This window comes from Arthrobacter sp. PAMC25564 (genome assembly GCF_004798705.1).
GTDB lineage: Bacteria > Actinomycetota > Actinomycetes > Actinomycetales > Micrococcaceae > Arthrobacter.
The window spans coordinates 3,392,839-3,416,847 of sequence record NZ_CP039290.1 but is presented as its reverse complement, the minus strand read 5'-3'; the positions used below and the strand labels follow the sequence as shown (position 1 = coordinate 3,416,847).

General features: G+C 64.7%; 14 protein-coding genes, 3 rRNA genes and 1 pseudogene. 17 read left to right on the top strand and 1 reads right to left on the bottom strand.

Annotated elements, in window-relative coordinates:
• Nucleotides 1-4: 4 nt before the first annotated feature.
• The 5 genes from E5206_RS15895 (at nt 5) to rrf (ending at nt 9,713) form a co-directional block, all read left to right on the top strand.
• The gene (locus E5206_RS15895) at nt 5-2,233 is read left to right on the top strand and encodes an AAA family ATPase (protein WP_136323330.1); all 2,229 of its coding nucleotides are present in this window, start codon (nt 5-7) and stop codon (nt 2,231-2,233) included.
• 79 nt (nt 2,234-2,312) lie between these two features.
• On the top strand, nt 2,313-3,626 hold the full coding sequence (gene tyrS / locus E5206_RS15890; protein WP_136323329.1) for a tyrosine--tRNA ligase: 1,314 nt from the start codon (nt 2,313-2,315) through the stop codon (nt 3,624-3,626).
• Nucleotides 3,627-4,145: 519 nt separating this feature from the next.
• Nucleotides 4,146-5,669: ribosomal RNA gene (locus E5206_RS15885) — 16S ribosomal RNA — on the top strand.
• A gap of 563 nt (nt 5,670-6,232) precedes the next feature.
• Nucleotides 6,233-9,359, top strand: a 23S ribosomal RNA gene (locus E5206_RS15880).
• A 237-nt stretch (nt 9,360-9,596) separates the two neighbouring features.
• Nucleotides 9,597-9,713 (top strand): 5S ribosomal RNA (rrf, locus tag E5206_RS15875).
• The 16S, 23S and 5S rRNA genes sit together here, the layout of an rRNA operon.
• A gap of 412 nt (nt 9,714-10,125) precedes the next feature.
• Here rrf and E5206_RS19495 read toward each other — a convergent pair.
• Nucleotides 10,126-11,172 (bottom strand): hypothetical protein, encoded by a 1,047-nt coding sequence (locus E5206_RS19495; protein WP_240689784.1) that lies wholly within the window; start codon nt 11,170-11,172, stop codon nt 10,126-10,128.
• Between E5206_RS19495 and E5206_RS19490 the strand changes: the two genes are divergently transcribed.
• The 12 genes and pseudogenes from E5206_RS19490 (at nt 11,125) to E5206_RS15815 (ending at nt 23,936) form a co-directional block, all read left to right on the top strand.
• Nucleotides 11,125-12,024, top strand: coding sequence for a hypothetical protein (locus tag E5206_RS19490; RefSeq protein ID WP_240689783.1), 900 nt, complete (start codon nt 11,125-11,127; stop codon nt 12,022-12,024). The two genes, E5206_RS19495 and E5206_RS19490, sit on opposite strands and share 48 nt — an antisense overlap.
• A gap of 4 nt (nt 12,025-12,028) precedes the next feature.
• Nucleotides 12,029-13,021 carry an HAD-IIA family hydrolase gene (locus E5206_RS15865; RefSeq protein ID WP_136323327.1) on the top strand — a complete coding sequence of 331 codons (993 nt, stop codon included), beginning with the start codon at nt 12,029-12,031 and terminating at the stop codon, nt 13,019-13,021.
• Nucleotides 13,022-13,043: 22 nt separating this feature from the next.
• Complete coding sequence (locus tag E5206_RS15860; protein ID WP_205759948.1) at nt 13,044-13,340, top strand: hypothetical protein; 297 nt, start codon at nt 13,044-13,046, stop codon at nt 13,338-13,340.
• The gene (locus E5206_RS15855) at nt 13,327-14,139 is read left to right on the top strand and encodes a TlyA family RNA methyltransferase (protein WP_136323326.1); all 813 of its coding nucleotides are present in this window, start codon (nt 13,327-13,329) and stop codon (nt 14,137-14,139) included. Before E5206_RS15860 ends, E5206_RS15855 begins: the two co-directional genes overlap by 14 nt.
• A 22-nt stretch (nt 14,140-14,161) precedes the next feature.
• Nucleotides 14,162-15,184: an NAD kinase gene (locus E5206_RS15850; RefSeq protein WP_136323325.1), complete on the top strand. Its 1,023-nt coding sequence runs from the start codon at nt 14,162-14,164 to the stop codon at nt 15,182-15,184.
• Nucleotides 15,185-15,187: 3 nt separating this feature from the next.
• The gene (gene recN / locus E5206_RS15845; RefSeq protein ID WP_136323324.1) at nt 15,188-16,927 is read left to right on the top strand and encodes a DNA repair protein RecN; all 1,740 of its coding nucleotides are present in this window, start codon (nt 15,188-15,190) and stop codon (nt 16,925-16,927) included.
• Nucleotides 16,928-17,017: 90 nt separating this feature from the next.
• Nucleotides 17,018-18,805: a CTP synthase gene (locus tag E5206_RS15840; RefSeq protein WP_136324178.1), complete on the top strand. Its 1,788-nt coding sequence runs from the start codon at nt 17,018-17,020 to the stop codon at nt 18,803-18,805.
• A 26-nt stretch (nt 18,806-18,831) separates the two neighbouring features.
• Entirely contained in the window at nt 18,832-19,494 is a 663-nt protein-coding gene (locus tag E5206_RS15835; protein WP_136323323.1) for an NUDIX hydrolase, read from the top strand.
• The gene (xerD, locus tag E5206_RS15830; protein ID WP_136323322.1) at nt 19,494-20,510 is read left to right on the top strand and encodes a site-specific tyrosine recombinase XerD; all 1,017 of its coding nucleotides are present in this window, start codon (nt 19,494-19,496) and stop codon (nt 20,508-20,510) included. Before E5206_RS15835 ends, xerD begins: the two co-directional genes overlap by 1 nt.
• 292 nt (nt 20,511-20,802) lie before the next feature.
• Nucleotides 20,803-22,409: pseudogene (locus E5206_RS15825) on the top strand (DUF222 domain-containing protein).
• A 122-nt stretch (nt 22,410-22,531) separates the two neighbouring features.
• Complete coding sequence (locus E5206_RS15820) at nt 22,532-23,020, top strand: 8-oxo-dGTP diphosphatase (protein ID WP_136323321.1); 489 nt, start codon at nt 22,532-22,534, stop codon at nt 23,018-23,020.
• A 139-nt stretch (nt 23,021-23,159) separates the two neighbouring features.
• Complete coding sequence (locus tag E5206_RS15815) at nt 23,160-23,936, top strand: hypothetical protein (RefSeq protein WP_136323320.1); 777 nt, start codon at nt 23,160-23,162, stop codon at nt 23,934-23,936.
• Nucleotides 23,937-24,009: the final 73 nt, after the last annotated feature.

The window sequence follows — 24,009 nt, the reverse complement described above, 5'->3', positions numbered from 1 at the left end:
TTCGATGCACGACGCTGATTTGGCCCATGAACGCGACTATGTGGCCGGCCTCTATGCCCGGCTCGATGAGTTGCGGGCGGAAAAGCGCGCCCAGCTGGCCCAGGTGCGGCGGGCCGGCGCGGTCGGCACCATGCAGAATGTCTCCGAACGCGATGCCTTCGCGGCCTTGTATGAGGACCGCCTCGCCCAGCTCGACGCCGTCGACGACCGCCTCGTCTTCGGCCGCCTGGACCTCGACTCGGGGGAGGCCCAGTACATCGGGCGCATTGGCCTGACCACGGAGGACCTCCAGCGGCTCATGGTGGACTGGCGGGCGCCCGAGGCCGGGCACTTCTACCAAGCCACGGCATTCGACCGGCAGGGCGTGCGCCGCCGCCGGCATCTCATCCTGCAGGGCCGCGAGGTCAAGGCGATCGAGGACGACGTGCTCGACGCCGACCTGCTCGCCGACAACGACTCGCTCCAGGGCGAAGGCGCACTGCTGGCGGCACTGAACTCCAAGCGGACCGGGCGGATGTCCGACATTGTCGGCACCATCCAGTCCGAGCAGGACCGGATCATCCGCTCCTCCATTTCCGGGGCACTCGTGGTCCAGGGCGGACCCGGCACCGGCAAGACCGCCGTCGCCCTGCACCGCGCCGCCTATCTGCTGTACACCCACCGGGACCGCCTCAAGACGGCCGGCGTCCTGCTGGTGGGCCCGACGTCGTCGTTCATGAAGTACATCGAACGTGTGCTGCCCTCCCTCGGCGAGACCGGTGTTGTGATGGCGAGCCTGGGCCGCCTGATGCCCGGCATCCACGCCGTCGAGGAGCCCGAATCCGCCGTTGCGGCGATCAAGGGCCGGCTGGAGATGGCGGACGTGGTGGCAAACGCCGTCGCCAACCGCCAGCGCATCCCTGCCGGGAACCGGATCCTTGAAGTGGACGGACGCAAACTGGTCCTGACGCCGCGGCAGGTCCGCCGGGCCCGGGACAGGGCGCGCGCCACCGGAAAGCCGCACAACGAGGCCCGCGTCCCGTTCGTCAAGATCCTGCTGCGCGAACTTACCGAGCAGATGACCGAACTTGTCGAGGCCGGCAGCATCGGCAACAACGCCGACCGTTCCTATCTGGCCGAGGACGTCCGCTCCGCCCGGGACGTCCGGATTGCGCTGAACCTGTGCTGGATGCCGATGACGCCGGAAAAGCTCGTGGGGGAGCTCCTGAGCAAGCCGGCGATCCTGGAGGCCTGCACGCCGGACCTCACCGCGGCCGAGCGCGCCCTGCTGCTGCGGCCGGCCGATTCGCCGTGGACAGACGCCGATGTGCCGCTGCTCGATGAAGCCGCCGAACTGCTCGGCGAGCTCGACGCCGCTGCCGGGCGGGGCCTGGCGCAGCAGGAAAGCGACCGAGCCCGCGACCTCGCCAACGCCAAGCAGACCCTGGTCAATATGGAAACCGCCGGCGTGGATGTCCTCATTTCTGCCGAGGACCTGGTGGACCAGAACCAGGAACGTGTGTCCCGCCTGACCGCCGCGGAGCGTGCCACGACCGACCGCACCTGGGCCTTCGGGCACATCGTGGTGGACGAGGCCCAGGAACTCTCGCCGATGCAGTGGCGGCTCCTGGTCCGCCGCTGTCCGCTGAAGTCTTTCACCATCGTGGGGGATATCGCGCAGACGAGTTCGGTGGCCGGGGCCAATTCCTGGCAGAGCGCTCTGGCCCCGATGTTCGGGGACCGCTGGCAGCTTGAGGAACTCACGGTCAACTACCGCACGCCATCCCAGATCGCCGAGGCCGCCGCGCGTATGGCCAACGCGGCCGGACTGGTTGTCTCCGCGCCCAAGGCCGTCCGGGAGGGCCGCTGGTCCCCGATCATCGACCGAGTGGAGCCCGGCCGTGTCGTCAGCAAGCTCGTTGAGGTCCTGCCGGAGGAGCTGGCTGCCCTGGAAGGGGGGCTCCTGGCCGTGATTGCCGACGGCGACCTTCTTCCGGAAGCGGCCAAGGCGCTGCGCGCCGTCTACGGACGCCGCGTCGGCACCGGCGCCGGCAGCTACGTGCAGGACATCGTCGTGATCAGCCCCCGCGAGGCGAAGGGCCTGGAGTTCGACGGCGTCGTGGTGCTTGAGCCGACGGCGATGCTCAACCATGAGCATGGCCGCGTCGGGGACCTGTATGTGGCGATGACGCGGCCCACCCAGCGGTTGAGGCTCATCGCCGCCGCGGACGTTCCGGCTGGCATAGAAGACTGAGGCGCGCGCCTGCGGTAAATCCTGTCACCTGCGCTGGCCATCTGCGCTGCGTTGGCCCGATCCTGCTACCTTAGATTCCGTGTCCCAGCTAAATAATCTCGAGTCCCAGCAGAATGACCCCAGCTTCGCCAATGTCTGGCAGGAGCTGAAATGGCGCGGCCTTGTCCACGTCTCCACGGATGAGGCGGAGCTGGAAAAACTGCTCGCCGGTGATCCCGTGACCTACTACTGCGGCTTTGACCCCACCGCGCCGAGCCTGCACCTGGGCAACCTGGTCCAGTTGCTCCTGATGCGCCGGATCCAGCTGGCGGGCCACAATCCGCTCGGTCTGGTCGGAGGTTCCACCGGGCTGATCGGTGATCCCCGTCCCACGGCGGAGCGCACCCTCAACACCAAGGACACGGTTTCAGAGTGGGTGGGGTATCTGCAGGCCCAGGTCCGTCGCTTCCTGAGCTTCGAGGGCGACAACGCCGCACGGATGGTCAACAACCTGGACTGGACCGCGCCGCTGAGCGCCATCGACTTCCTCCGCGAGATCGGAAAGCATTTCCGTGTCGGCACCATGCTGCGCAAGGATGCCGTCGCCTCCCGCCTTGGCTCCGACGAGGGTATCAGCTACACGGAGTTCAGCTACCAGATCCTGCAGGGCATGGACTACCTCCAGCTCTTCCGCGACTACGACTGCGTGCTGCAGACCGGCGGCTCGGACCAGTGGGGCAACCTGACCAGCGGCACCGAACTCATCCGCAAGGTCGAGGGCAAGCACGTCCATGCCCTGGGCACGCCCCTCATCACCAACTCCGACGGCACCAAATTCGGCAAGAGTGAAGGCAACGCGATCTGGCTGGATCCGGAGATGTGCAGCCCCTACGCCTTTTACCAGTTCTGGCTCAACACGGCGGACGACGACGTCGCGGCCCGCCTCAAGGTCTTCACCTTCCTGAGCCGGGCGGAGATCGAGGCCCTGGAGGTGTCCGTCGCCGAGCGTCCCTTCGCCCGCGAGGGCCAGCGGAAGCTCGCCTATGAAGTGACTTCACTGGTCCACGGCACGGATGCCACCGAGAAGGTCATTGCGGCGTCGGCCGCATTGTTCGGCAATGGCGATCTCAGCGTGCTCGACGAGGCGACCCTGAAGGCCGCGACCTCCGAACTGCCCTCCGCGAGCGTCGATGCCGGCGCCCTGGGAATCATCGACCTGCTGGTGGCCTCCGGCCTGTCCGAGAGCAAATCGGCAGCCCGCCGCACCGTAGGGGAGGGTGGGGCCTACGTCAACAATGCGAAGGTCTCCGATCCCGACGCCGTTATCGCGCCCGGCCAGCTGCTGCACGGCCGGTATCTCCTGCTGCGCCGCGGCAAGAAGAACCTGGCGACTGTGGAAGTTTCCCAGTCCTGATCCGTGTCCTGGATCATCATCCGCACGCTCCTTCCCGGCCGATTTGCCCGGTGGGGGAGGAGCGTGTAATGTTTTCTGAGTCGCCGCCGCTGAGTGGTGACAAACCCCCGACAAAACAGAAGCAATTCTTCATGCGCCAGGCGCTGAAATGAAAATTTGCTTCATATTTTGCTGGGGGGATTCATTCCATCAGGTGAAATTCGGAAGAATATCCCGGATTTGCAAAGTGGAAATGAATGAAATAAACTGTAAACATCGCAGCGAAGGAAAGCGAAACAAAAGAATTCATTGAAATTATGAAATGAATTGTTTCGGTAAGTATTTCGAATGTGTCTGTTGTTTGAGAACTCAATAGTGTGCCAAGTTTGTTGATACCAATTTATTGTATTGGATTGGTTGAATTGACTGGATCCGCCACCCCGTGGTGTGGTCTGGTTTTTACAGCTGGTTTCAAATTTTGTGCAGCCTGGGTCCGCGTTTTCCCGTGGGCCTGTTGGTTGTGTCTGTTTTTGTTTTACTTCAACGGAGAGTTTGATCCTGGCTCAGGATGAACGCTGGCGGCGTGCTTAACACATGCAAGTCGAACGATGAACCTCACTTGTGGGGGGATTAGTGGCGAACGGGTGAGTAACACGTGAGTAACCTGCCCTTAACTCTGGGATAAGCCTGGGAAACTGGGTCTAATACCGGATATGACTCCTCATCGCATGGTGGGGGGTGGAAAGCTTTATTGTGGTTTTGGATGGACTCGCGGCCTATCAGCTTGTTGGTGAGGTAATGGCTCACCAAGGCGACGACGGGTAGCCGGCCTGAGAGGGTGACCGGCCACACTGGGACTGAGACACGGCCCAGACTCCTACGGGAGGCAGCAGTGGGGAATATTGCACAATGGGCGCAAGCCTGATGCAGCGACGCCGCGTGAGGGATGACGGCCTTCGGGTTGTAAACCTCTTTCAGTAGGGAAGAAGCGAAAGTGACGGTACCTGCAGAAGAAGCGCCGGCTAACTACGTGCCAGCAGCCGCGGTAATACGTAGGGCGCAAGCGTTATCCGGAATTATTGGGCGTAAAGAGCTCGTAGGCGGTTTGTCGCGTCTGCCGTGAAAGTCCGGGGCTCAACTCCGGATCTGCGGTGGGTACGGGCAGACTAGAGTGATGTAGGGGAGACTGGAATTCCTGGTGTAGCGGTGAAATGCGCAGATATCAGGAGGAACACCGATGGCGAAGGCAGGTCTCTGGGCATTAACTGACGCTGAGGAGCGAAAGCATGGGGAGCGAACAGGATTAGATACCCTGGTAGTCCATGCCGTAAACGTTGGGCACTAGGTGTGGGGGACATTCCACGTTCTCCGTACCGTAGCTAACGCATTAAGTGCCCCGCCTGGGGAGTACGGCCGCAAGGCTAAAACTCAAAGGAATTGACGGGGGCCCGCACAAGCGGCGGAGCATGCGGATTAATTCGATGCAACGCGAAGAACCTTACCAAGGCTTGACATGGACTGGAAACATCTGGAGACAGGTGCCCCGCTTGCGGCCGGTTCACAGGTGGTGCATGGTTGTCGTCAGCTCGTGTCGTGAGATGTTGGGTTAAGTCCCGCAACGAGCGCAACCCTCGTTCTATGTTGCCAGCGCGTGATGGCGGGGACTCATAGGAGACTGCCGGGGTCAACTCGGAGGAAGGTGGGGACGACGTCAAATCATCATGCCCCTTATGTCTTGGGCTTCACGCATGCTACAATGGCCGGTACAAAGGGTTGCGATACTGTGAGGTGGAGCTAATCCCAAAAAGCCGGTCTCAGTTCGGATTGGGGTCTGCAACTCGACCCCATGAAGTCGGAGTCGCTAGTAATCGCAGATCAGCAACGCTGCGGTGAATACGTTCCCGGGCCTTGTACACACCGCCCGTCAAGTCACGAAAGTTGGTAACACCCGAAGCCGGTGGCCTAACCCCTTGTGGGAGGGAGCTGTCGAAGGTGGGACTGGCGATTGGGACTAAGTCGTAACAAGGTAGCCGTACCGGAAGGTGCGGCTGGATCACCTCCTTTCTAAGGAGCACCTACAACTTTCCGTGCCCCGTGTATGCGGGTGTTCAGGGGTTGTCAGGAGTAGGCCCGTTGCGCAGGCGATTGTTCTGCGGCGGGTGCTCACGGGTGGAATATCAGCAGATAGGTGCCTGGCGGCACAGGCCGGCAGCTAGTACGGACGGGTTCCCTTCGGGGTGTCCTGTCCTGGAACGCTCGCCGGGATGGTCCGCCGGGTAGTGTTTGGCACACTGTTGGGTCCTGAGGCAACAGGGCCATGCCGCATGTCTGTTTGTTCCCTTGTGGGGGCGGGCGGGGTGTGGTGTGGGTTTGTTTGTTTCTGGTTTCCTGGCTGCACCGATCACACGGTTCCGGTTCCTGCTTTGGCGGGGCTGGTGTGTGGGGTGTGTGGTACGGGGTTGTTGTTTGAGAACTACATAGTGGACGCGAGCATCTTTTATAAGAAGCAATTTCCAAGAATATGAACCTGGATCTGTGCCGTTGCGTGGTTGTGCCTCTTCGGGGGTGTGGCTGGTGGCGGTGTGGTTTCCGTGGTTCTCTCGAAAATAGCGTTTTTGATCTTTTGTGGTCAAGTTTTTAAGAGCACACGGTGGATGCCTTGGCATTAGGAGCCGAAGAAGGACGTAGGAATCTGCGATAAGCCTGGGGGAGTCGATAACCGGACTGTGATCCCAGGGTGTCCGAATGGGGAAACCCCGCCAGGGGCGCGAGCTGCCTGGTGACCCGCATCTGAACACATAGGGTGTGTGGAGGGAACGCGGGGAAGTGAAACATCTCAGTACCCGCAGGAAGAGAAAACAATAGTGATTCCGTCAGTAGTGGCGAGCGAACGCGGATCAGGCTAAACCGTTCCATGTGTGATAGCCGGCGGGCGTTGCATGGTCGGGGTTGTGGGACTTTCCGTACCAGTTCTGCCGGACTGGTGAGGTGCGAAGTGTGGGCATAGGTGAACGGTCTTGAAAGGCCGGCCAGAGAGGGTGTGAGCCCCGTAACCGAAATGTTGTCATACCGCCTGGAGAGTATCCCAAGTAGCACGGGGCCCGAGAAATCCCGTGTGAATCTGTCAGGACCACCTGATAAGCCTAAATACTCCCTAATGACCGATAGCGGACCAGTACCGTGAGGGAAAGGTGAAAAGTACCCCGGGAGGGGAGTGAAACAGTACCTGAAACCGTGTGCTTACAATCCGTCGGAGCCAGTCTGATTCTGGTGACGGCGTGCCTTTTGAAGAATGAGCCTGCGAGTTAGTGTTACGTCGCGAGGTTAACCCGTGTGGGGAAGCCGTAGCGAAAGCGAGTCTGAACAGGGCGTTGCAGTGGCGTGATCTAGACCCGAAGCGAAGTGATCTACCCATGGCCAGGTTGAAGCGACGGTAAGACGTCGTGGAGGACCGAACCCACTTCAGTTGAAAATGGAGGGGATGAGCTGTGGGTAGGGGTGAAAGGCCAATCAAACTTCGTGATAGCTGGTTCTCCCCGAAATGCATTTAGGTGCAGCGTTGCGTGTTTCTTACCGGAGGTAGAGCTACTGGATGGCTAATGGGCCCTACAAGGTTACTGACGTCAGCCAAACTCCGAATGCCGGTAAGTGAGAGCGCAGCAGTGAGACTGTGGGGGATAAGCTTCATAGTCGAGAGGGAAACAGCCCAGACCACCAACTAAGGCCCCTAAGCGTGTGCTAAGTGGGAAAGGATGTGGAGTTGCGAAGACAACCAGGAGGTTGGCTTAGAAGCAGCCATCCTTAAAAGAGTGCGTAATAGCTCACTGGTCAAGTGATTCCGCGCCGACAATGTAGCGGGGCTCAAGTACACCGCCGAAGTTGTGGATTTCAGACAAGTGCCTAGCCTTCGTGGTTCAGGTGTCTGGAGTGGTAGGGGAGCGTCGTGTGGGCAGTGAAGTCGCGGTGTAAACCAGCGGTGGAGCCTACACGAGTGAGAATGCAGGCATGAGTAGCGAAAGACGGGTGAGAAACCCGTCCGCCGAATGATCAAGGGTTCCAGGGTCAAGCTAATCTGCCCTGGGTAAGTCGGGACCTAAGGCGAGGCCGACAGGCGTAGTCGATGGACAACGGGTTGATATTCCCGTACCGGCGAAAAACCGCCCATGCTGAACAGGGGATACTAACCGCCCGAGACCTGCCCGACCGCCCTTGTGGTGTGAGGGTTTTGGTGGAGCGCGGGACCTGATCCTGGGAGGCAAGCGTATTAACAGGTGTGACGCAGGAAGGTAGCCGGGCCGGGCGATGGTTGCCCCGGTCTAAGGATGTAGGGCGAACGGTAGGCAAATCCGCCGTTCATGATGCCTGAGACCCGATGGGACCCCCTCACGGGGGGATCCGGTGATCCTATGCTGCCGAGAAAAGCATCGACGCGAGGTTTTAGCCGCCCGTACCCCAAACCGACACAGGTGATCAGGTAGAGAATACTAAGGCGATCGAGAGAATTATGGTTAAGGAACTCGGCAAAATGCCCCCGTAACTTCGGGAGAAGGGGGGCCCCCAGCGTGATGGACACAAGCTGTCCGGAGCGTGCAGGGGCCGCAGAGACCAGGGGGAAGCGACTGTTTACTAAAAACACAGGTCCGTGCGAAGTCGCAAGACGATGTATACGGACTGACTCCTGCCCGGTGCTGGAAGGTTAAGAGGACCGGTTAGCCGCAAGGCGAAGCTGAGAATTCAAGCCCCAGTAAACGGCGGTGGTAACTATAACCATCCTAAGGTAGCGAAATTCCTTGTCGGGTAAGTTCCGACCTGCACGAATGGAGTAACGACTTCCCCGCTGTCTCAACCATAAACTCGGCGAAATTGCAGTACGAGTAAAGATGCTCGTTACGCGCAGCAGGACGGAAAGACCCCGAGACCTTTACTATAGTTTGGTATTGGTGTTCGGAGTGGCTTGTGTAGGATAGGTGGGAGACGTGGAAGCCCGGACGCCAGTCCGGGTGGAGTCATCGTTGAAATACCACTCTGGTCACTTTGGACATCTAACTTCGGCCCGTAATCCGGGTCAGGGACAGTGCCTGATGGGTAGTTTAACTGGGGCGGTTGCCTCCTAAAAAGTAACGGAGGCGCCCAAAGGTTCCCTCAGCCTGGTTGGCAATCAGGTGTCGAGTGTAAGTGCACAAGGGAGCTTGACTGTGAGAGAGACATCTCGAGCAGGGACGAAAGTCGGGACTAGTGATCCGGCGGTACATTGTGGAATGGCCGTCGCTCAACGGATAAAAGGTACCTCGGGGATAACAGGCTGATCTTGCCCAAGAGTCCATATCGACGGCATGGTTTGGCACCTCGATGTCGGCTCGTCGCATCCTGGGGCTGGAGTAGGTCCCAAGGGTTGGGCTGTTCGCCCATTAAAGCGGTACGCGAGCTGGGTTTAGAACGTCGTGAGACAGTTCGGTCCCTATCCGCTGCGCGCGCAGGAAATTTGAGAAGGGCTGTCCTTAGTACGAGAGGACCGGGACGGACGAACCTCTGGTGTGTCAGTTGTACTGCCAAGTGCACCGCTGATTAGCTACGTTCGGATGGGATAACCGCTGAAAGCATCTAAGCGGGAAGCTCGCTTCGAGATGAGATTTCCATACACCTTGTGTGTGAGAGGCCCCCAGCCAGACCACTGGGTTGATAGGCCGGACGTGGAAGACAGGACTAAAGACTGTTGAAGCTGACCGGTACTAATAGGCCGATAACTTACACCACACACTCTCTTCGTGAACGGATTCAAAAGACGCTCACACCATGAAGAGAGTACAAAGAAACAAGACTGCTTGCGTCCACTATGTGGTTCCCAAACAACAAACCCGCACCACGGGCACGTTGCACCAGGGAACACCACCACAACACAACAACACCACCACTGCACACACATGCAGCGGACAGGTTGTAACCACAGATTTCCCACCACACCCACCAGGGTGCCAGGTGCGGAGCAAGGGTTACGGCGGTCATAGCGTGGGGGAAACGCCCGGTCCCATTCCGAACCCGGAAGCTAAGACCCACAGCGCCGATGGTACTGCACCCGGGAGGGTGTGGGAGAGTAGGACACCGCCGGACAACCATTAACACGGTCGAGAGCCCCAACCACACGGTTGGGGCTCTCCCGCATTTAACCCCGAAATCCACATAGGAAACATTGCCCCCATCCCCCGCATCCCGCCAGCCAGAGCCCGACGCCCCTTCACACCCCGCCGGTTGGTCGAAAAACAGGTGACGGAGCGTCACCCCGGGAATCCGGGGAACCTGAGGGAACTCCCGTTGTGGCCGCCCTCGACGAAATGCCTATGCTGGACTTCGGCTGTGAGACTTGCCACCGGGACCACCGAAAGGGCCCGAGCCGTTAGTCGGTCGCGGGGGGACTCGCCTAGAATTGGATGAGATGTACGGACTTCGAAGCGCTTGATTTTCGGGTTGCGTAGGAAACGAAACACGGAACAGAGCGGCTGCGATTGCGCCAGTGGTCGGCTCACTACAGGAGGAATCCAGCATGGCTGAGCACAACGACGGCAATCGCGGCGGAAAAGACCGCGGCAACTTCGGTGGGGGCCGTAACTCGGGAGGCGGCGGTTTCCGCGGAACCAACAATTCCGGCGGTGACCCGCGCGGTTTCCGCGCCAGGGAGGACAAAGGCTCCGAGGGAGCGCGACCGTCCTACAACGACCGTGATCGTAAGCCGTTTGGTGATCGCCCAGCGCGCGAAGGTGATCGTAAGCCGTTTGGTGATCGTGCTCCGCGTGAGGGTGGGGAGCGCCGCAGCTTCGGCGGTGGGGATCGTGATCGTAAGCCGTTCAGCGGTGGCGGTGACCGTAAACCGTTCAGCGGTGGCGGTGACCGTAAACCGTTTGGCGCTGGTGATCGTGACCGTAAACCGTTTGGCGCTGGTGATCGTGCTCCGCGTGAGGGTGGGGAACGCCGCAGCTTCGGCGGTGGGGATCGTGACCGTAAGCCGTTCAGCGGTGGCGGTGACCGTAAGCCGTTCAGCGGTGGCGGTGACCGTAAGCCGTTTGGCGATCGTGCCCCGCGTGAGGGTGGAGAGCGCCGCAGCTTCGGCGGTGGGGATCGTGACCGTAAACCGTTCGGCGGTGGGGATCGTGACCGTAAGCCGTTTGGCGATCGTGCTCCGCGTGAGGGTGGAGAGCGCCGCAGCTTCGGCGCTGGGGATCGTGACCGTAAGCCGTTCGGCGGCAGCGGTGACAACCGCAAGCCCTTCGGCAACCGCGAGGATCGTCCTGTCAGGAGCTTCGACCGGGGAGACTCCGGCCCCCGCTCGTTTGCCCGTGACCGCGCCGAAGACCGCCCGGTGCGCGTACCGAACGCCCGCGATCTCCGCAGCGCCAACCGCCCCGACCGTGAGCGTTCCCCCCAGATCGATGAGGACGTCACGGGCAAGGAACTGGACCGCGCCACGCAACACCAGATCAAGACCCTTGAAGACAACAGCGCCGAATGGGTTGCGCGCCACCTCGTCATGGCCGGGCGCCTGATTGACGAAGAGCCCGAGCTTGCCTTCCAGCATGCCCTCGCTGCCAGCCGCCGTGGCGGCCGTCTTGCGGCTGTCCGTGAAGCTGTCGGTCTGACGGCCTATGCCGCCGGGCACTATGGTGAGGCCCTGCGCGAATTCCGCACTTACCGGCGGATCAGCGGCTCGAACATGCACCTGCCGGTCATGGCGGACTGCGAGCGTGGACTTGGCCGCCCGGACCGTGCCCTGGACATGGCGCGCTCCGAAGAAGCCAAGGACCTCGACGCCCCCGGCAAGGTCGAACTGGCCATCGTCGCCGCCGGCGCCCGCACCGATCTGGGCCAGCTCGATGCCGCAGTCGTCGAGCTGGAGATCCCGCAGCTGGACATCAACCGGGCCTTCTCCTATAGCCCCCGGCTGTTCCGGGCCTACGCGGACGCCCTGACGGCAGCCGGCCGCGCCGCCGAAGCCGGAAAGTGGCAGCGCCAGGCCGGCGTCGCCGAAAACGCCCTCGGCATCGATGTCTCGGAGGAGCCGGACATCATCGACCTCGGCTGGGACGAGGAAGAGGAGGCCCGGGAAGAAGAACAGCAGCGCCGGCTCCGCGCCCAGCAGGCCGCCGAAGCAGCAGCGGAACAGCAGGCGCCGCGTGCCGCCGGCGCCGGCGCCGAAGCCGTAGCCGGGCTCCCGGAAGCCTCCCCTGCCGGGTCCGGAGTCACCTCGCTCGACGAAGGTTCCGACGATGCCGAATCGGACTTCTGGGAATCCGACGACGCAGAGTCAGATGAAGACTCCGTGGAGCAGGACGCCCTGGACCACTCTGAGATACTTCCCGGAGAACTCCCCGACGCCGACGCCGACTCCCATGACGCGGACCCGGCCCAGCCGGAACGCGTCGAGGACTAAACGCATGGGAACCGGCCTGATCTCCATGTTCGATGCGCTGCTCGCTGACCTCGATGGTGTGGTCTATGCAGGACCCCACGCCATCCCAGGAGCTGTGGAGTCCTTGCGCAGGCTTGCCGGAATCGGCGTCGGACTGGGCTACGTCACCAATAACGCGTCCCGTTCGCCCGCAGAGGTGGCTCAGCACCTGCGCGAGCTCGGAGCCCCCGCCGAGGACCAGCAGGTGGTGAGTTCCTCGCAGGCCGCGGCCGAACTCCTCGCCTCGCTGCTGCCTGCCGGGGCACATGTGCTCATCACCGGCAGCGCCGCGCTGGCGTACGAGATTGAACTCGTCGGCCTGGTTCCGGTCCACAGTGCGGAGCAGGGACCCGTCGCCGTCGTGCAGGGATTCAGCCCGGAAATCGGGTGGAAGGACCTCGCGGAAGCGTCGTACGTCGTCGCGGGCGGCGCCCTGTGGATGGCCACCAACACGGACATGACCATTCCCCAGGTCCGCGGCTTCGCCCCCGGCAACGGCGCCCTTGTGGCGGCCGTTGCCGCCGCCACCGGCAAAACGCCCCTCGTCGCGGGCAAGCCCCAGGCGCCCCTGTTCCACGCCGCCGCAAAACGGCTGGCAGCAGACCGGCCGCTCGTCGTCGGCGACCGGCTGGATACCGACATCCTCGGTGGCAACAACGCCGGATTCGCCACTGTAGCGGTGCTGACGGGAGTGGACACGCGGGAATCGATCCTTGCCGCCCGGACTTTGGAGCGCCCGGGTTACATCATCCGTGACCTGACGGATCTGTACCGGCCCTACCCCGTAGTGGAGCACGACGCCGGACGGTACCGCTGCGGTGCCGCCTCCGCCGTCGTGCAGGGACAGTCAGTCCGGATCAGCGGGGATCCCGCCGACCTGGACTCCTGGCGGGCCGCCTGTTCGGCGTGGTGGGCCGCGAACCCCGAAACCACGATTGCACTGGCGCCGGTCCTTCAATGGCTGGACCACCAGGACTGACCGAATCACTAGACTGGAGACCATGACCGAGCCGAACCAAGCAGTTCAAGCACCGGAACCGGAAGCGGCGGTCGCGTGGCCGGCGCTTCCCCCGAAGCGGGCCCAGGCTTCCCAAAGCGGGACCGACGGGACCGATAACGGGATCCCGGACGCGGCCGTGGCCGCCCTGCTGGATCGTCTTGGGGCGCTGCCCTCGACGCCGGTGTCCGGGCACGGCGAGACGTATGCAGCGCTGCACGATGACCTGCTGGCAGCCCTGAATGAGGACGTGGCAGGACAGATCAACCCGATGGGGACGCCGCACCATGACCAGGCTTGACCAGACACTTGTCAGCCGGGGATTGGCGAGGTCCCGCACCCATGCCGCACGCCTCATCGCCGAGGGCAAGGTCAGCTCCGGGGGCGAAGTGCTCGCAAAGGCCTCCCTCCAGGTGCAGGACGACACCGTCCTGGATGTCCAGGCCTCCGGTGAGGACAGCTATGTCAGCCGCGCGGGCCACAAGCTGGCCGGCGCGCTGGACGCCTTTCCCGACGTCGAGGTCCAAGGCAAGCGATGCCTGGACGCCGGCGCCTCCACCGGGGGATTCACCGATGTGCTGCTCCGGCGCGGGGCCGGGCACGTCGTCGCCGTGGATGTCGGCCACGACCAGCTCGTTCCGCAGATCCGGACCGATCCCCGGGTTTCCGTCCACGAAGGCCTCAACGTCCGGTACATGACGGCGGCCGAGATCGGCGGCCCGGCCGCGCTGACCGTGGCGGACCTGTCCTTCATCTCGCTGACCCTGGTCATGGCGTCGCTCGCGGCGTGCACCGAGCCGGGCGGCGACCTCGTCCTGATGGTCAAGCCGCAGTTCGAGATCGGCAAGGACCGGCTGGGGCGCACCGGCGTGGTCACCTCGGAACGGGAGCGCCGGATGGCGGTGGGCAAGGTCGCGGCGGAGGCCATGGACAGCGGCCTGGAATTGAAGGGCCTCGCCAGCAGCCCCCTGCCCGGCCAGGACGGAAACGTCGAGTACTTTCTGTGGATAAAGCGCGGGATTGGAACAGACCTGCCTAAGATCGAGGAGCGTGACGCAGCCGTGGCGGCGTTACTCGGAATAATCTGGCCAGAGCACTAGAAGCACTAGAAGGCGGAACCTGATGAGCAGGCGTGTCCTCATCCTTGCCCACACAGGGCGCGAGGAATCCCTCACAGCGGCCTGGGAAGCGTGCGCGCAGCTCCACGCGTCCGGCATCGTTCCGGTGATGCAGAAATCCGAACTCGGTGACATGGTCCGCTTTTTCGGGCGGCTCGACCAGCCAGTCGAGGTCCTCCACCACCACGTCAGACTCCCGGACGTCGAACTGGTTATGGTGCTCGGCGGGGACGGCACGATCCTGCGGGCGGCCGAGCTCGTGCGGGAAGTCGACGTCCCGCTGCTGGGCGTCAACCTCGGCCACGTAGGGTTCCTGGCCGAAAGTGAGCGTGCGGACCTGGCACAGACCGTCGAGTGGATCGCCAGCCGCCAATACACCGTGGAAGAGCGGATGACGATCGACGTCCAGGTCTGGGTCCGCGGGCAGAAGATCTGGCACACCTGGGCGCTGAACGAGGCCGCAATCGAAAAGGGCAACCGCGAACGGATGCTTGAGGTGGTCACCGAAGTCGACGAACGCCCCCTCACCTCCTTCGGCTGCGACGGCGTCGTCCTCGCCACCCCCACCGGGTCCACAGCCTATGCCTTCTCCGCTGGCGGCCCGGTGGTCTGGCCCGAGGTCGAGGCCCTGCTGATCGTGCCGATCAGTGCACACGCGCTGTTCGCCAAGCCGCTCGTGGTGTCCCCCCGGTCCCGGCTCGCCGTCGAGATCCTGAACCGCACCGACGCCCGCGGGGTGCTCTGGTGCGACGGACGCCGTTCCGTGGACCTGCCGCCGGGGGCCCGTGTGGAAGTAACCCGGTCCGCCACGCCCGTGCGGCTGGCGCGCACCCACCAGACCCCCTTCTCGGGGCGGCTGGTCCGCAAGTTCGAGCTGCCGATCCAGGGCTGGCGCGGACCCGTGCCACAGACCGGAACCATCCCGACCGGACCGATGCCGGTTGTCCACACCCTCAGGCCGGCCACGCCGCTGGCACCGCGGCACGCAGGTCCCGGCCAGATAACCGATCCATCGACTGCGAAGTGAACCATGCTTGAAGAACTGAGAATCCGCGACCTGGGAGTTATTACCGACGCCACCCTGCCGCTGGGCCCGGGCCTGAGCGTGGTGACCGGTGAAACGGGCGCAGGCAAGACCATGGTGGTCACCGCCGTCGGGCTGCTGCTCGGGGCGAGGTCCGACGCCGGCGCCGTGCGCAGCGGCGCGAAAAGTGCTTCCGCCGAGGCCGTGCTGAAGCTCGACGCCGGGCACGCCGCCATCGCGCGGGCCCGTGAGGCGGGGGCTGAGATCGAGGAGTTCGACGGCGGTGCGGAGTTGCTGCTCGCCCGCAGCGTCGGCGCTGACGGCCGCAGCCGGGCGTTCCTTGGCGGACGCGCCGCGCCCGTGGGCGTCCTCGCCGAAATCGGCGCAACGCTCGTCGTCGTCCACGGACAGTCCGAGCAGATCCGGCTCAAGAGCCCCGTGGCGCAGCGCAGCGCCCTGGACAAGTTCGCGGGGGAGAGCCTGGCCGGAAGCCTGGCCGGCTACCAGGAACTGCACTCGCACTGGAAGGCAATCCAGGCCGAGCTGGACACGCTCCGCGGCGCCGCCCGCGAACGCCTGCGCGAGGCGGAATCGCTCGAGGCAGCCCTGGCCGAGATCGACGCCGTCGACCCGCAACCGGGGGAGGATGAGTCCCTCAAGGCCGAAGCCGTCAAGCTCGCGAATGTCGAGGAACTGCGGATCGCGGCCACGACGGCTCACCAGGCGCTCATCTCGGAAGACTTCGGGGAGGACGCCGATGCGACGACGCTGGTGGACGCCGCCAAGCGCACCCTGGAACACGTCGCAGGCCACGATGAGGAGCTGGGGTCCGCGGCGGCGCGGCTGGCCGAGGTCGGCTTCCTGCTCAACGACATCGCGGCGGAGCTCGCCAGCTACCAGGCCGCGCTCGATACCGAGGGCCCGGAGCGGCTCGCCGAGATCGAGGACCGGCGGGCGGCGCTGGCGAAGCTCGTGCGCAAATACGCGCCGAGCATCGACGAGGTGCTGGTCTGGGCCGAGGATGCGCGGGCCCGGTTCGAGGAGCTGCAGGACGACTCCACCCGGATCGAGGCGCTGGACGCCGAGGTGGCCCGCGCGGAGGCCGGGCTCCGGAAGCAAGCCGCGGACATCAGCAAGGCGCGCAAGAAGGCCGCCAAGGAGCTCTCGGCCCGGGTCAGCGCGGAGCTGAAGGCCCTGGCCATGGCCGATGCCACCCTGATCATCAACGTGGAGTCCGGTGGGCAGCTGGGTCCGTTCGGCGTCGACGAGATCTCCTTCCTGCTCCAGCCGCACTCCGGAGCCCCGGCCCGTCCGCTCGGCAAGGGTGCCTCGGGGGGTGAGCTCTCGCGTGTGATGTTGGCCATCGAAGTGGTGCTGGCCGCCGTCGACCCCGTCCCCACCTTCGTCTTTGACGAGGTCGACGCCGGCGTGGGCGGCCGCGCCGCCGTCGAGATCGGGCGTCGGCTCGCGATGCTCGCCCGGCACGTCCAGGTGCTCGTGGTCACCCACCTGCCGCAGGTGGCCGCCTTCGCGGACCAGCACATCCGGGTCATCAAGACCTCCGTGCGGGGCCCCGACGGCGCCACTGCGACCGGTTTCACATCCAGCGACGTGCAGCTGCTGGACGAGGCCGAACGGGTCCGGGAACTGGCCCGGATGCTGGCCGGCCAGGAGGATTCCGAATCCGCCCGGGCCCACGCCCAGGAACTGCTGGACGACGCCAAGCTCCTGCCGCAGCAGGGCTGAACCTGCCTTGACGAGCAGCACCGGGACGAGCATGGCCGGGAGGACAATCACAGCGGCATACCGCCGGTGGACCCGTAGGAGGCATAAATGGTGATAGGCTCGAACTCCGTGGTGCAGCGATCAAATTCCCGTGTAAATTCCCGGTTTCCGGGCTCGTCCAAGACGACCAAACACATCTTCGTCACCGGCGGTGTGGCGTCCTCGCTCGGCAAGGGACTGACGGCTTCAAGCCTCGGCCACCTGCTGCGGGCACGCGGTTTGTCTGTAACTATGCAAAAGCTCGATCCCTATCTGAATGTGGATCCGGGCACGATGAATCCGTTCCAGCACGGCGAAGTCTTCGTCACTGACGACGGCGCCGAAACGGACCTCGACATCGGCCACTATGAGCGATTCCTCGATGAAAACCTCGAAGGCTCGGCCAACGTCACGACCGGCCAGGTCTACTCGACGGTCATCGCCAAGGAGCGCCGTGGCGAGTACCTCGGCGACACCGTCCAGGTCATCCCGCACATCACCGATGAAATCAAGCGGCGCATGCGGCTTCCTGCCGAGGGCAAAAACGCCCCCGATGTCATCATCACAGAAATCGGCGGCACCGTGGGCGACATCGAGTCGCAGCCCTTCCTCGAATCCGCCCGCCAGGTCCGCCAGGACATCGGCCGCGGAAATGTCTTCTTCCTTCACGTATCCCTCGTCCCGTACATCGGCCCGTCGCAGGAACTGAAGACCAAGCCGACGCAGCACTCCGTTGCCGCGTTGCGCTCCATCGGCATCCAGCCCGAAGCCATCGTGATCCGCTCGGACCGCGAAGTGCCCCAGCCCATGCGCGAAAAGATCGGCCGGATGTGCGACGTCGACATCGACGCCGTCATCGGCTGCCCGGATGCGCCGAGCATCTATGACATCCCGAAGACCCTGCACTCGCAGGGCCTGGACTCATACATCGTCCGCGCCCTGGACCTTCCGTTCAAGGACGTCGACTGGACCAGCTGGGACAAACTGCTCGACGCGGTCCACAATCCCAAGCACGAGGTTGAGATAGCCCTGGTGGGCAAGTACATCGACCTGCCAGACGCCTACCTCTCGGTCACCGAGGCCCTGCGTGCCGGCGGCTTTGCCAACGACACCAAGGTCAAGATCCGCTGGGTGCCCTCGGACGAATGCGAAACCCTCGAGGGCGCGGTACAGGCCCTCGACGGCGTCGACGCCATCTGCGTTCCGGGCGGCTTCGGGATCCGCGGACTGGAAGGCAAACTGGGCGCGCTGAAGTACGCCCGCGAAACCAAGCTCCCGGTGCTGGGCCTGTGCCTTGGCCTCCAGTGCATGGTGATCGAGTACGCCCGCAACGTGGTCGGCCTCGAAGGCGCATCCTCGTCCGAGTTCGAGCCCGACTCCAAGTACCCGGTCATTGCCACCATGGAAGAACAGCTGGACATCGTTGAGGGCAAGGGCGACCTGGGCGGCACCATGCGCCTGGGCCTGTACGAAGCCAAGCTCGATGAAGGCTCCGTCGTGGCCGAGACGTACGGCACCACCAAGGTCAGCGAACGCCACCGGCACCGCTACGAGGTCAACAACAAGTACCGCGGGCAGATCGCCGCCAAGGGCCTGGTATTCTCCGGAACCTCACCCGACGGCAAGCTCGTGGAGTACGTGGAACTTCCCCGTGAAGTCCACCCGTACTACGTGGCAACGCAGGCGCACCCTGAGCTGAGCTCACGGCCCACCCGCCCGCATCCGCTGTTTGCGGGCCTGGTCAAGGCTGCCCTGGAGCACCAGCACGGCAACGGCAGCAAGTTGACCCCCGCTGCCACGGAGGCCAAGGCCGTTCCCGCAGACCCGGCCAAGCCCTCGACGGCGGCAGTGTCCAAGTAACCCCAGCTGAATCAAAGGACGGCGCGATGCCCGCTACATCTGAGACCCCCAATGCTGCACGGCAGGTTTCGGATCAGCCGAGCCCGCGCCGTCTTTTGTCGTCCCAGACGGTCTATGAGGGCCGGATCTGGGATGTTGTCAGTGACAGCTTCCAGCTCAACGATGAGGGGGCGCCCCTCGTCCGCGACTATATCGAGCACCCCGGGGCCGTGGCGGTGCTTCCGATGAACGACGCGGGTGAGGTGCTGCTGATCAAGCAGTACCGGCACCCCGTCGGCATGGACCTCTGGGAAATCCCGGCCGGGCTGCTGGACGTCGAGGGCGAGGACTTCGTCGTCGGCGCGGCCCGCGAGCTCGCCGAGGAAGCGGATCTTGTGGCCAGCCGCTGGAACGTCCTGGCGGACTTCTTCAATTCCCCCGGATCCTCCAGCGAGGCGATCCGCATATACCTGGCCCGCGGCCTGGGCGATGTGCCGGGCCACGAACTTCACGTCCGCACCGATGAGGAAGCAGAAATTGAGCTCCACTGGCTTCCGCTCGATGCCGCGGTGGCAGCGGTGCTGGATGGCCGCCTGCACAACCCGTCCGCCGTCGTCGGCGTCCTCGCCGCCGCGGCTGCCCGCGCGGACAACTTCGAGGGGCTGCGCCCCGCCGATGCGCCGTGGCCTGCCCATCCCAGCCAGCGCTGATGGCTGAGCCCGCGGCAACAGAGCAACCTGCTCCGGTCGAAGCTCCCGCGAAGGCGGACGCCCGGCCGCCGAACGCGATCGACCGTGCCGTGACGGACTACCTTCAGCACATGGGGGTCGAGCGCGGGCTGGCCGCGAACACCCTTTCGGCGTACCGCCGGGATCTGGCCCGCTATGCCAAACACCTTGCTCGGACCGGCCGCCAGCATCCTGGCGAGATCACCCGGCACGATGTGACGGCCTTCGTCCAGGCGCTGTCCGACGGTTCCGACGGCGGCTCGGCCCTCGGCATCCGCTCGGCGGCCCGGACGGTGGTGGCCGTGCGCGGACTCCATAAATTCTGGGCGCTGGAAGGCGTCACGGCCACGGATCCCGCGAGCGATGTCCATCCGCCGATGCCCGGCAAGCGCCTGCCCAAGGCCATCAGCGTCGATGAGGTCACGAGAATCCTCGAGGCCACCGGCACCGACACGGCGACAGGCCTGCGCGACCGGGCCCTGCTGGAGTTCCTCTACTCCACCGGCGCCCGTATCAGCGAGGCCGTGGGCCTGGATGTCGACGACATCTCACTGCACACCGGGGCTGCCGATGAGGGCACCGGCCCTGCGATTGTCCGTTTGTTCGGCAAAGGCTCCAAGGAACGGCTGGTGCCGCTGGGGTCCTTCGGGGCACGGGCCCTGGACGCCTACCTGGTCCGCGGCCGGCCGTTGCTGTCCGCCAAGGGCAAGGGCACCCCGGCCCTCTTCCTGAACGCGCGGGGCGGGCGGATCAGCAGGCAGAGCGCCTGGACCATCCTGAAGACCGCGGCCGGGAAGGCCAACATCACCAAGGACGTATCGCCCCACACGCTGCGGCACTCCTTTGCCACCCACCTGCTCGAAGGCGGAGCCGACGTCCGCGTCGTCCAGGAGCTGCTGGGCCATGCGTCCGTGACCACCACACAGGTTTACACCCTCGTGACCGCCGATACCCTGCGGGAGATCTACGCAGCGGCGCATCCCCGGGCGCTCGGCTGACAGCCCCCGGCCGTCTGCTTCGCCGGCCTGCGTGCGAATGCTAACTGGGCGGCGATATTCCTGCTTGTTGCTTTTGAGACGGTGACGACGCCGCCCTTGCCTCTATCGATCCAGCCCAGTACCGTCCGGCAGGCCGTTACGCGCATTCTTCGGCCACAAACCGACCTGGCCCACGGCACCATTGGACGTGGTGTCGGGGATCGCCAAGGCATGTACCCGTCCAGTCGGCAACCCACGCAATTTCATCAATACTGTCGGTGGCAGGTGATTGGATGGGGGTGTGGATGGTAACGTGGCATGGAGATGGAGTGCGGACAGCAGGGAGGCCCTGGCGGCCGTCGCCGCGTCCGCTGCTGCGCTTGCTGCCTTCACCGAAGCGGGCGCGGACCACGCTGATCTGCCCGGCGCCGTTCCGCTGCCCGGCGCCGATCCGTTGCGGCGCCTGGCGGATGGTTGCCTGGACGGGCTGGCCGAGGTGGCCCGGCTGGAAGCCCGGACCGCGGCGCTGAAGGTGCGGCTGGCCGCGGAATACGTGCAGGCGGCCAGGGCCCTGGCGTCACCGCCGGCGTCCGCGCGGGAACGCACCGCCGAAGAGATGGCCCTGGTCGCTGAGGTCGCCTGTGTCCTGACCGTCAGCGAACGGGCCGCCGGGCCCTCCTGTCCGAATGCCGGGCCCTGACGACGGCGCTGCCGCTGACCCTTGCGGCCCTTGCGGCCGGGTCGATCTCCTGGCAGCACGCCCGGATCATCGTCGAGGAGGCCACCGGCCTGGATCCCGCCGGAGCGGCCGCGCTGGAGGCGCACTTCCTGGACCCCGGCGCGCCGGACCCCGCCCGGGGCTGCCGGGCCGGGGACCTCGTGGCGTCCCGGTTCCGGGCCAAGGCACGCACCTGGCGGGAACGCCACCACCCGGTCAGCATCGAAAAACGCCACACCAAAAGCGCCGGGGACCGGCGGGTCGAGTACCTCCCGGACCGGGACGGCATGGCCTGGCTTTCGGCCTACCTCCCGGCAGATACCGCCGCAGGGATCTGGGAACGGAGCACCGCCGCCGCCCGCGCCCTCCAGGGCCCGGACGAGGCCCGGTCCCTGGCCCAGCTCCGCGCCGACATCACCGCCAGCTGGCTCCTCACCAGCCACACCACCTGCGCCGCGGGCGGAATGGCCGGCGGCGGCGGCATGGCCGGGTGCGTCGCCGGACGTGTCCCGTCCCCGAGGGCGCAGGTCCTGATCACCGTCCCGGTCCTGTCCCTGCTGGGCGCCACCGCCGAACCGGCCACCCTGGACGGGTACGGGCCGATCCCGCCGTCCATGGCCCGCCGCCTGGTCACCGACGGCGCCGGCTCCTTTTACCGGGTCCTGACCGACCCCCGCGATGGCGCCCCGCTGGAAATCGGACGGACCAGCTACCGCCTGACGAAGGCGCAGCGTCAATGGCTCCGCCTCCGCGACGGCAGGTGCCCCTTCCCCGGCTGCAACAACCACTCACTGGACAACGAGGCAGACCACCTCCTGGCCTGGGCCGACGGAGGCACCACCGCCATCTCCAACCTGGGCCAACCCTGCCCCAGACACCACCGCCTGAAACACGGCTCCGCCTGGACACCCACCGGGGCCAGCAAGGACAGCCCGCCCGGGTGGACCTCCCCATCCAGACGGCACTACCCCAGCGAACACCAGGACTGGGAACCACCCCACTGGCCACACCACATCCAAGCCACCGACGCAGGCCCGGACACCTCCGGCGATCCCGAACGGGAACTGCCCCAGGACCCCTTCCCGGACTGGCACTCATTCACGGCCGCACACCCATTCCCCGCCGCAGACACCGACAACCCGGGCTGGCCGGCGCCCCTCGACGACCCCTACCCGGAATGCTTCCTGCTCCCATGCGTCTGACCGACCATTTTGCAGGTACCCGAGCATATTGGTGGCACCCCGTGGGATAGCCGAAGGCACTACCTGCCGTTTCCTGGCCGGGATCCCGTTGCGCGGCCTCTCCGCAGCTATAGGCTGAATTCATGATCCCAACCCCCGTCACCCTCTGCTTCCTGCTCCGCGAAGCGGGTTCCGCCACCGAAGTGCTGCTTGGCCTGAAACGGACCGGGTTCGGCACCGGCAAGATCGTGGGCATCGGCGGCCACGTGGAAGCGGGGGAGAGCGACGCGGAGGCCGTGGTCCGCGAGGTCTGGGAAGAGGTCGGCATCGTGGTGCTCCAGGAGGACCTGGCCCACGCTGGCGTCGTCGAGTTCATCTTTCCTGCCAGACCCGAATGGAACATGTCGTGCCGGCTCTTCACCAGCCGGCAGTGGGAAGGCGAACCGGGAGAAAGCTCCGAGATCATCCCGGAATGGTTCGACACTGCAGAGCTGCCGATAGACCGGATGTGGCAGGATGCCGAGCACTGGCTGCCCCCCGCGCTGGCAGGGGTATTGATCGACGTCGTGATCGTCATGAACGATGACAACGAAACCGTGGCGTCCGTGCAAGGTCTGTCGCAGCCGATGTAGCCTCTGTCTACGGCCTGGAATCGACGGTGCGCCTGCCGTTGCGGTCCTGTGACCGTCACTGATATTGGGGGAACACATGGCGGGGACCAGAGCAGCTCCAGCAGAACATACTCGGCGGACAGGCGGCGCTGTGCAGGTGATGGTCACAGCAGGAGCCGTCGCCGCAGCGGTGCTACTCGGGATCACCGCATGCGCGCCGGCGGGCACGGTTTCGGCGGCGAACGCAACGGCCGGCGTTACAGCGTCGTCGTCGGCGACGGCGATGACGCCGGACGCGGTGCTGTCGGCAACGCCAGCCTCCCCGGTTGCCCCGACTTCTGCTGCTCCCGTACCCCAGGCCCAACAATGGCGGACGTTCAGCAGCGCAGGCGGAAAAGTCAGCTTCGATTACCCGGCCCAGTGGACCGTCACGGCGCCGCCAGGCGCGTCCGGGTCATCGGCCGTGGACGTCGATGTCACGGACGCCCAGGGCATGGTGGTGGCGTCCCTGCACTACGGTCCCTCCGGGGGAATTGGCGGTGCCTGCCAGGGACCCGTTCCCTACACCGTCCTTGATTCGGTGGAGCTTGCGCTGCCGTACAACACGTACGCAGCCGACACCATCACGCCGCGGTTTGCTTTCCGGGCACTCCAGGAAGCGGGGCGCGTCACTGCCTCCTATGGAATTACGAGCAGTGTGGCTGGGAAAGATGGAAAGTCCTGCATGTTCTACAACGTGGTCAGCGGCCCGGCCGAATCGCCGCTGTACTCTTTTGCCGACGCCTTCCAGGTCAACGTCGGCGGTTCCGAACAGAACGGAAACCGGAAGGGTGCCAAGTCGTTCCCCTCCCTGGAAGAGGCCCGGGCCTACATGCAGAGCTCCGAATACCTCAACGCGAAGCGAATGATCACATCGCTGAAGATCGACGCCGGCTAGCAGCAGAAAAGAAGCGGACAGAAACAGAAAAACGCGGGCCGGTCACCTTTCCCAAGGTGGCCGGCCCGCCGTC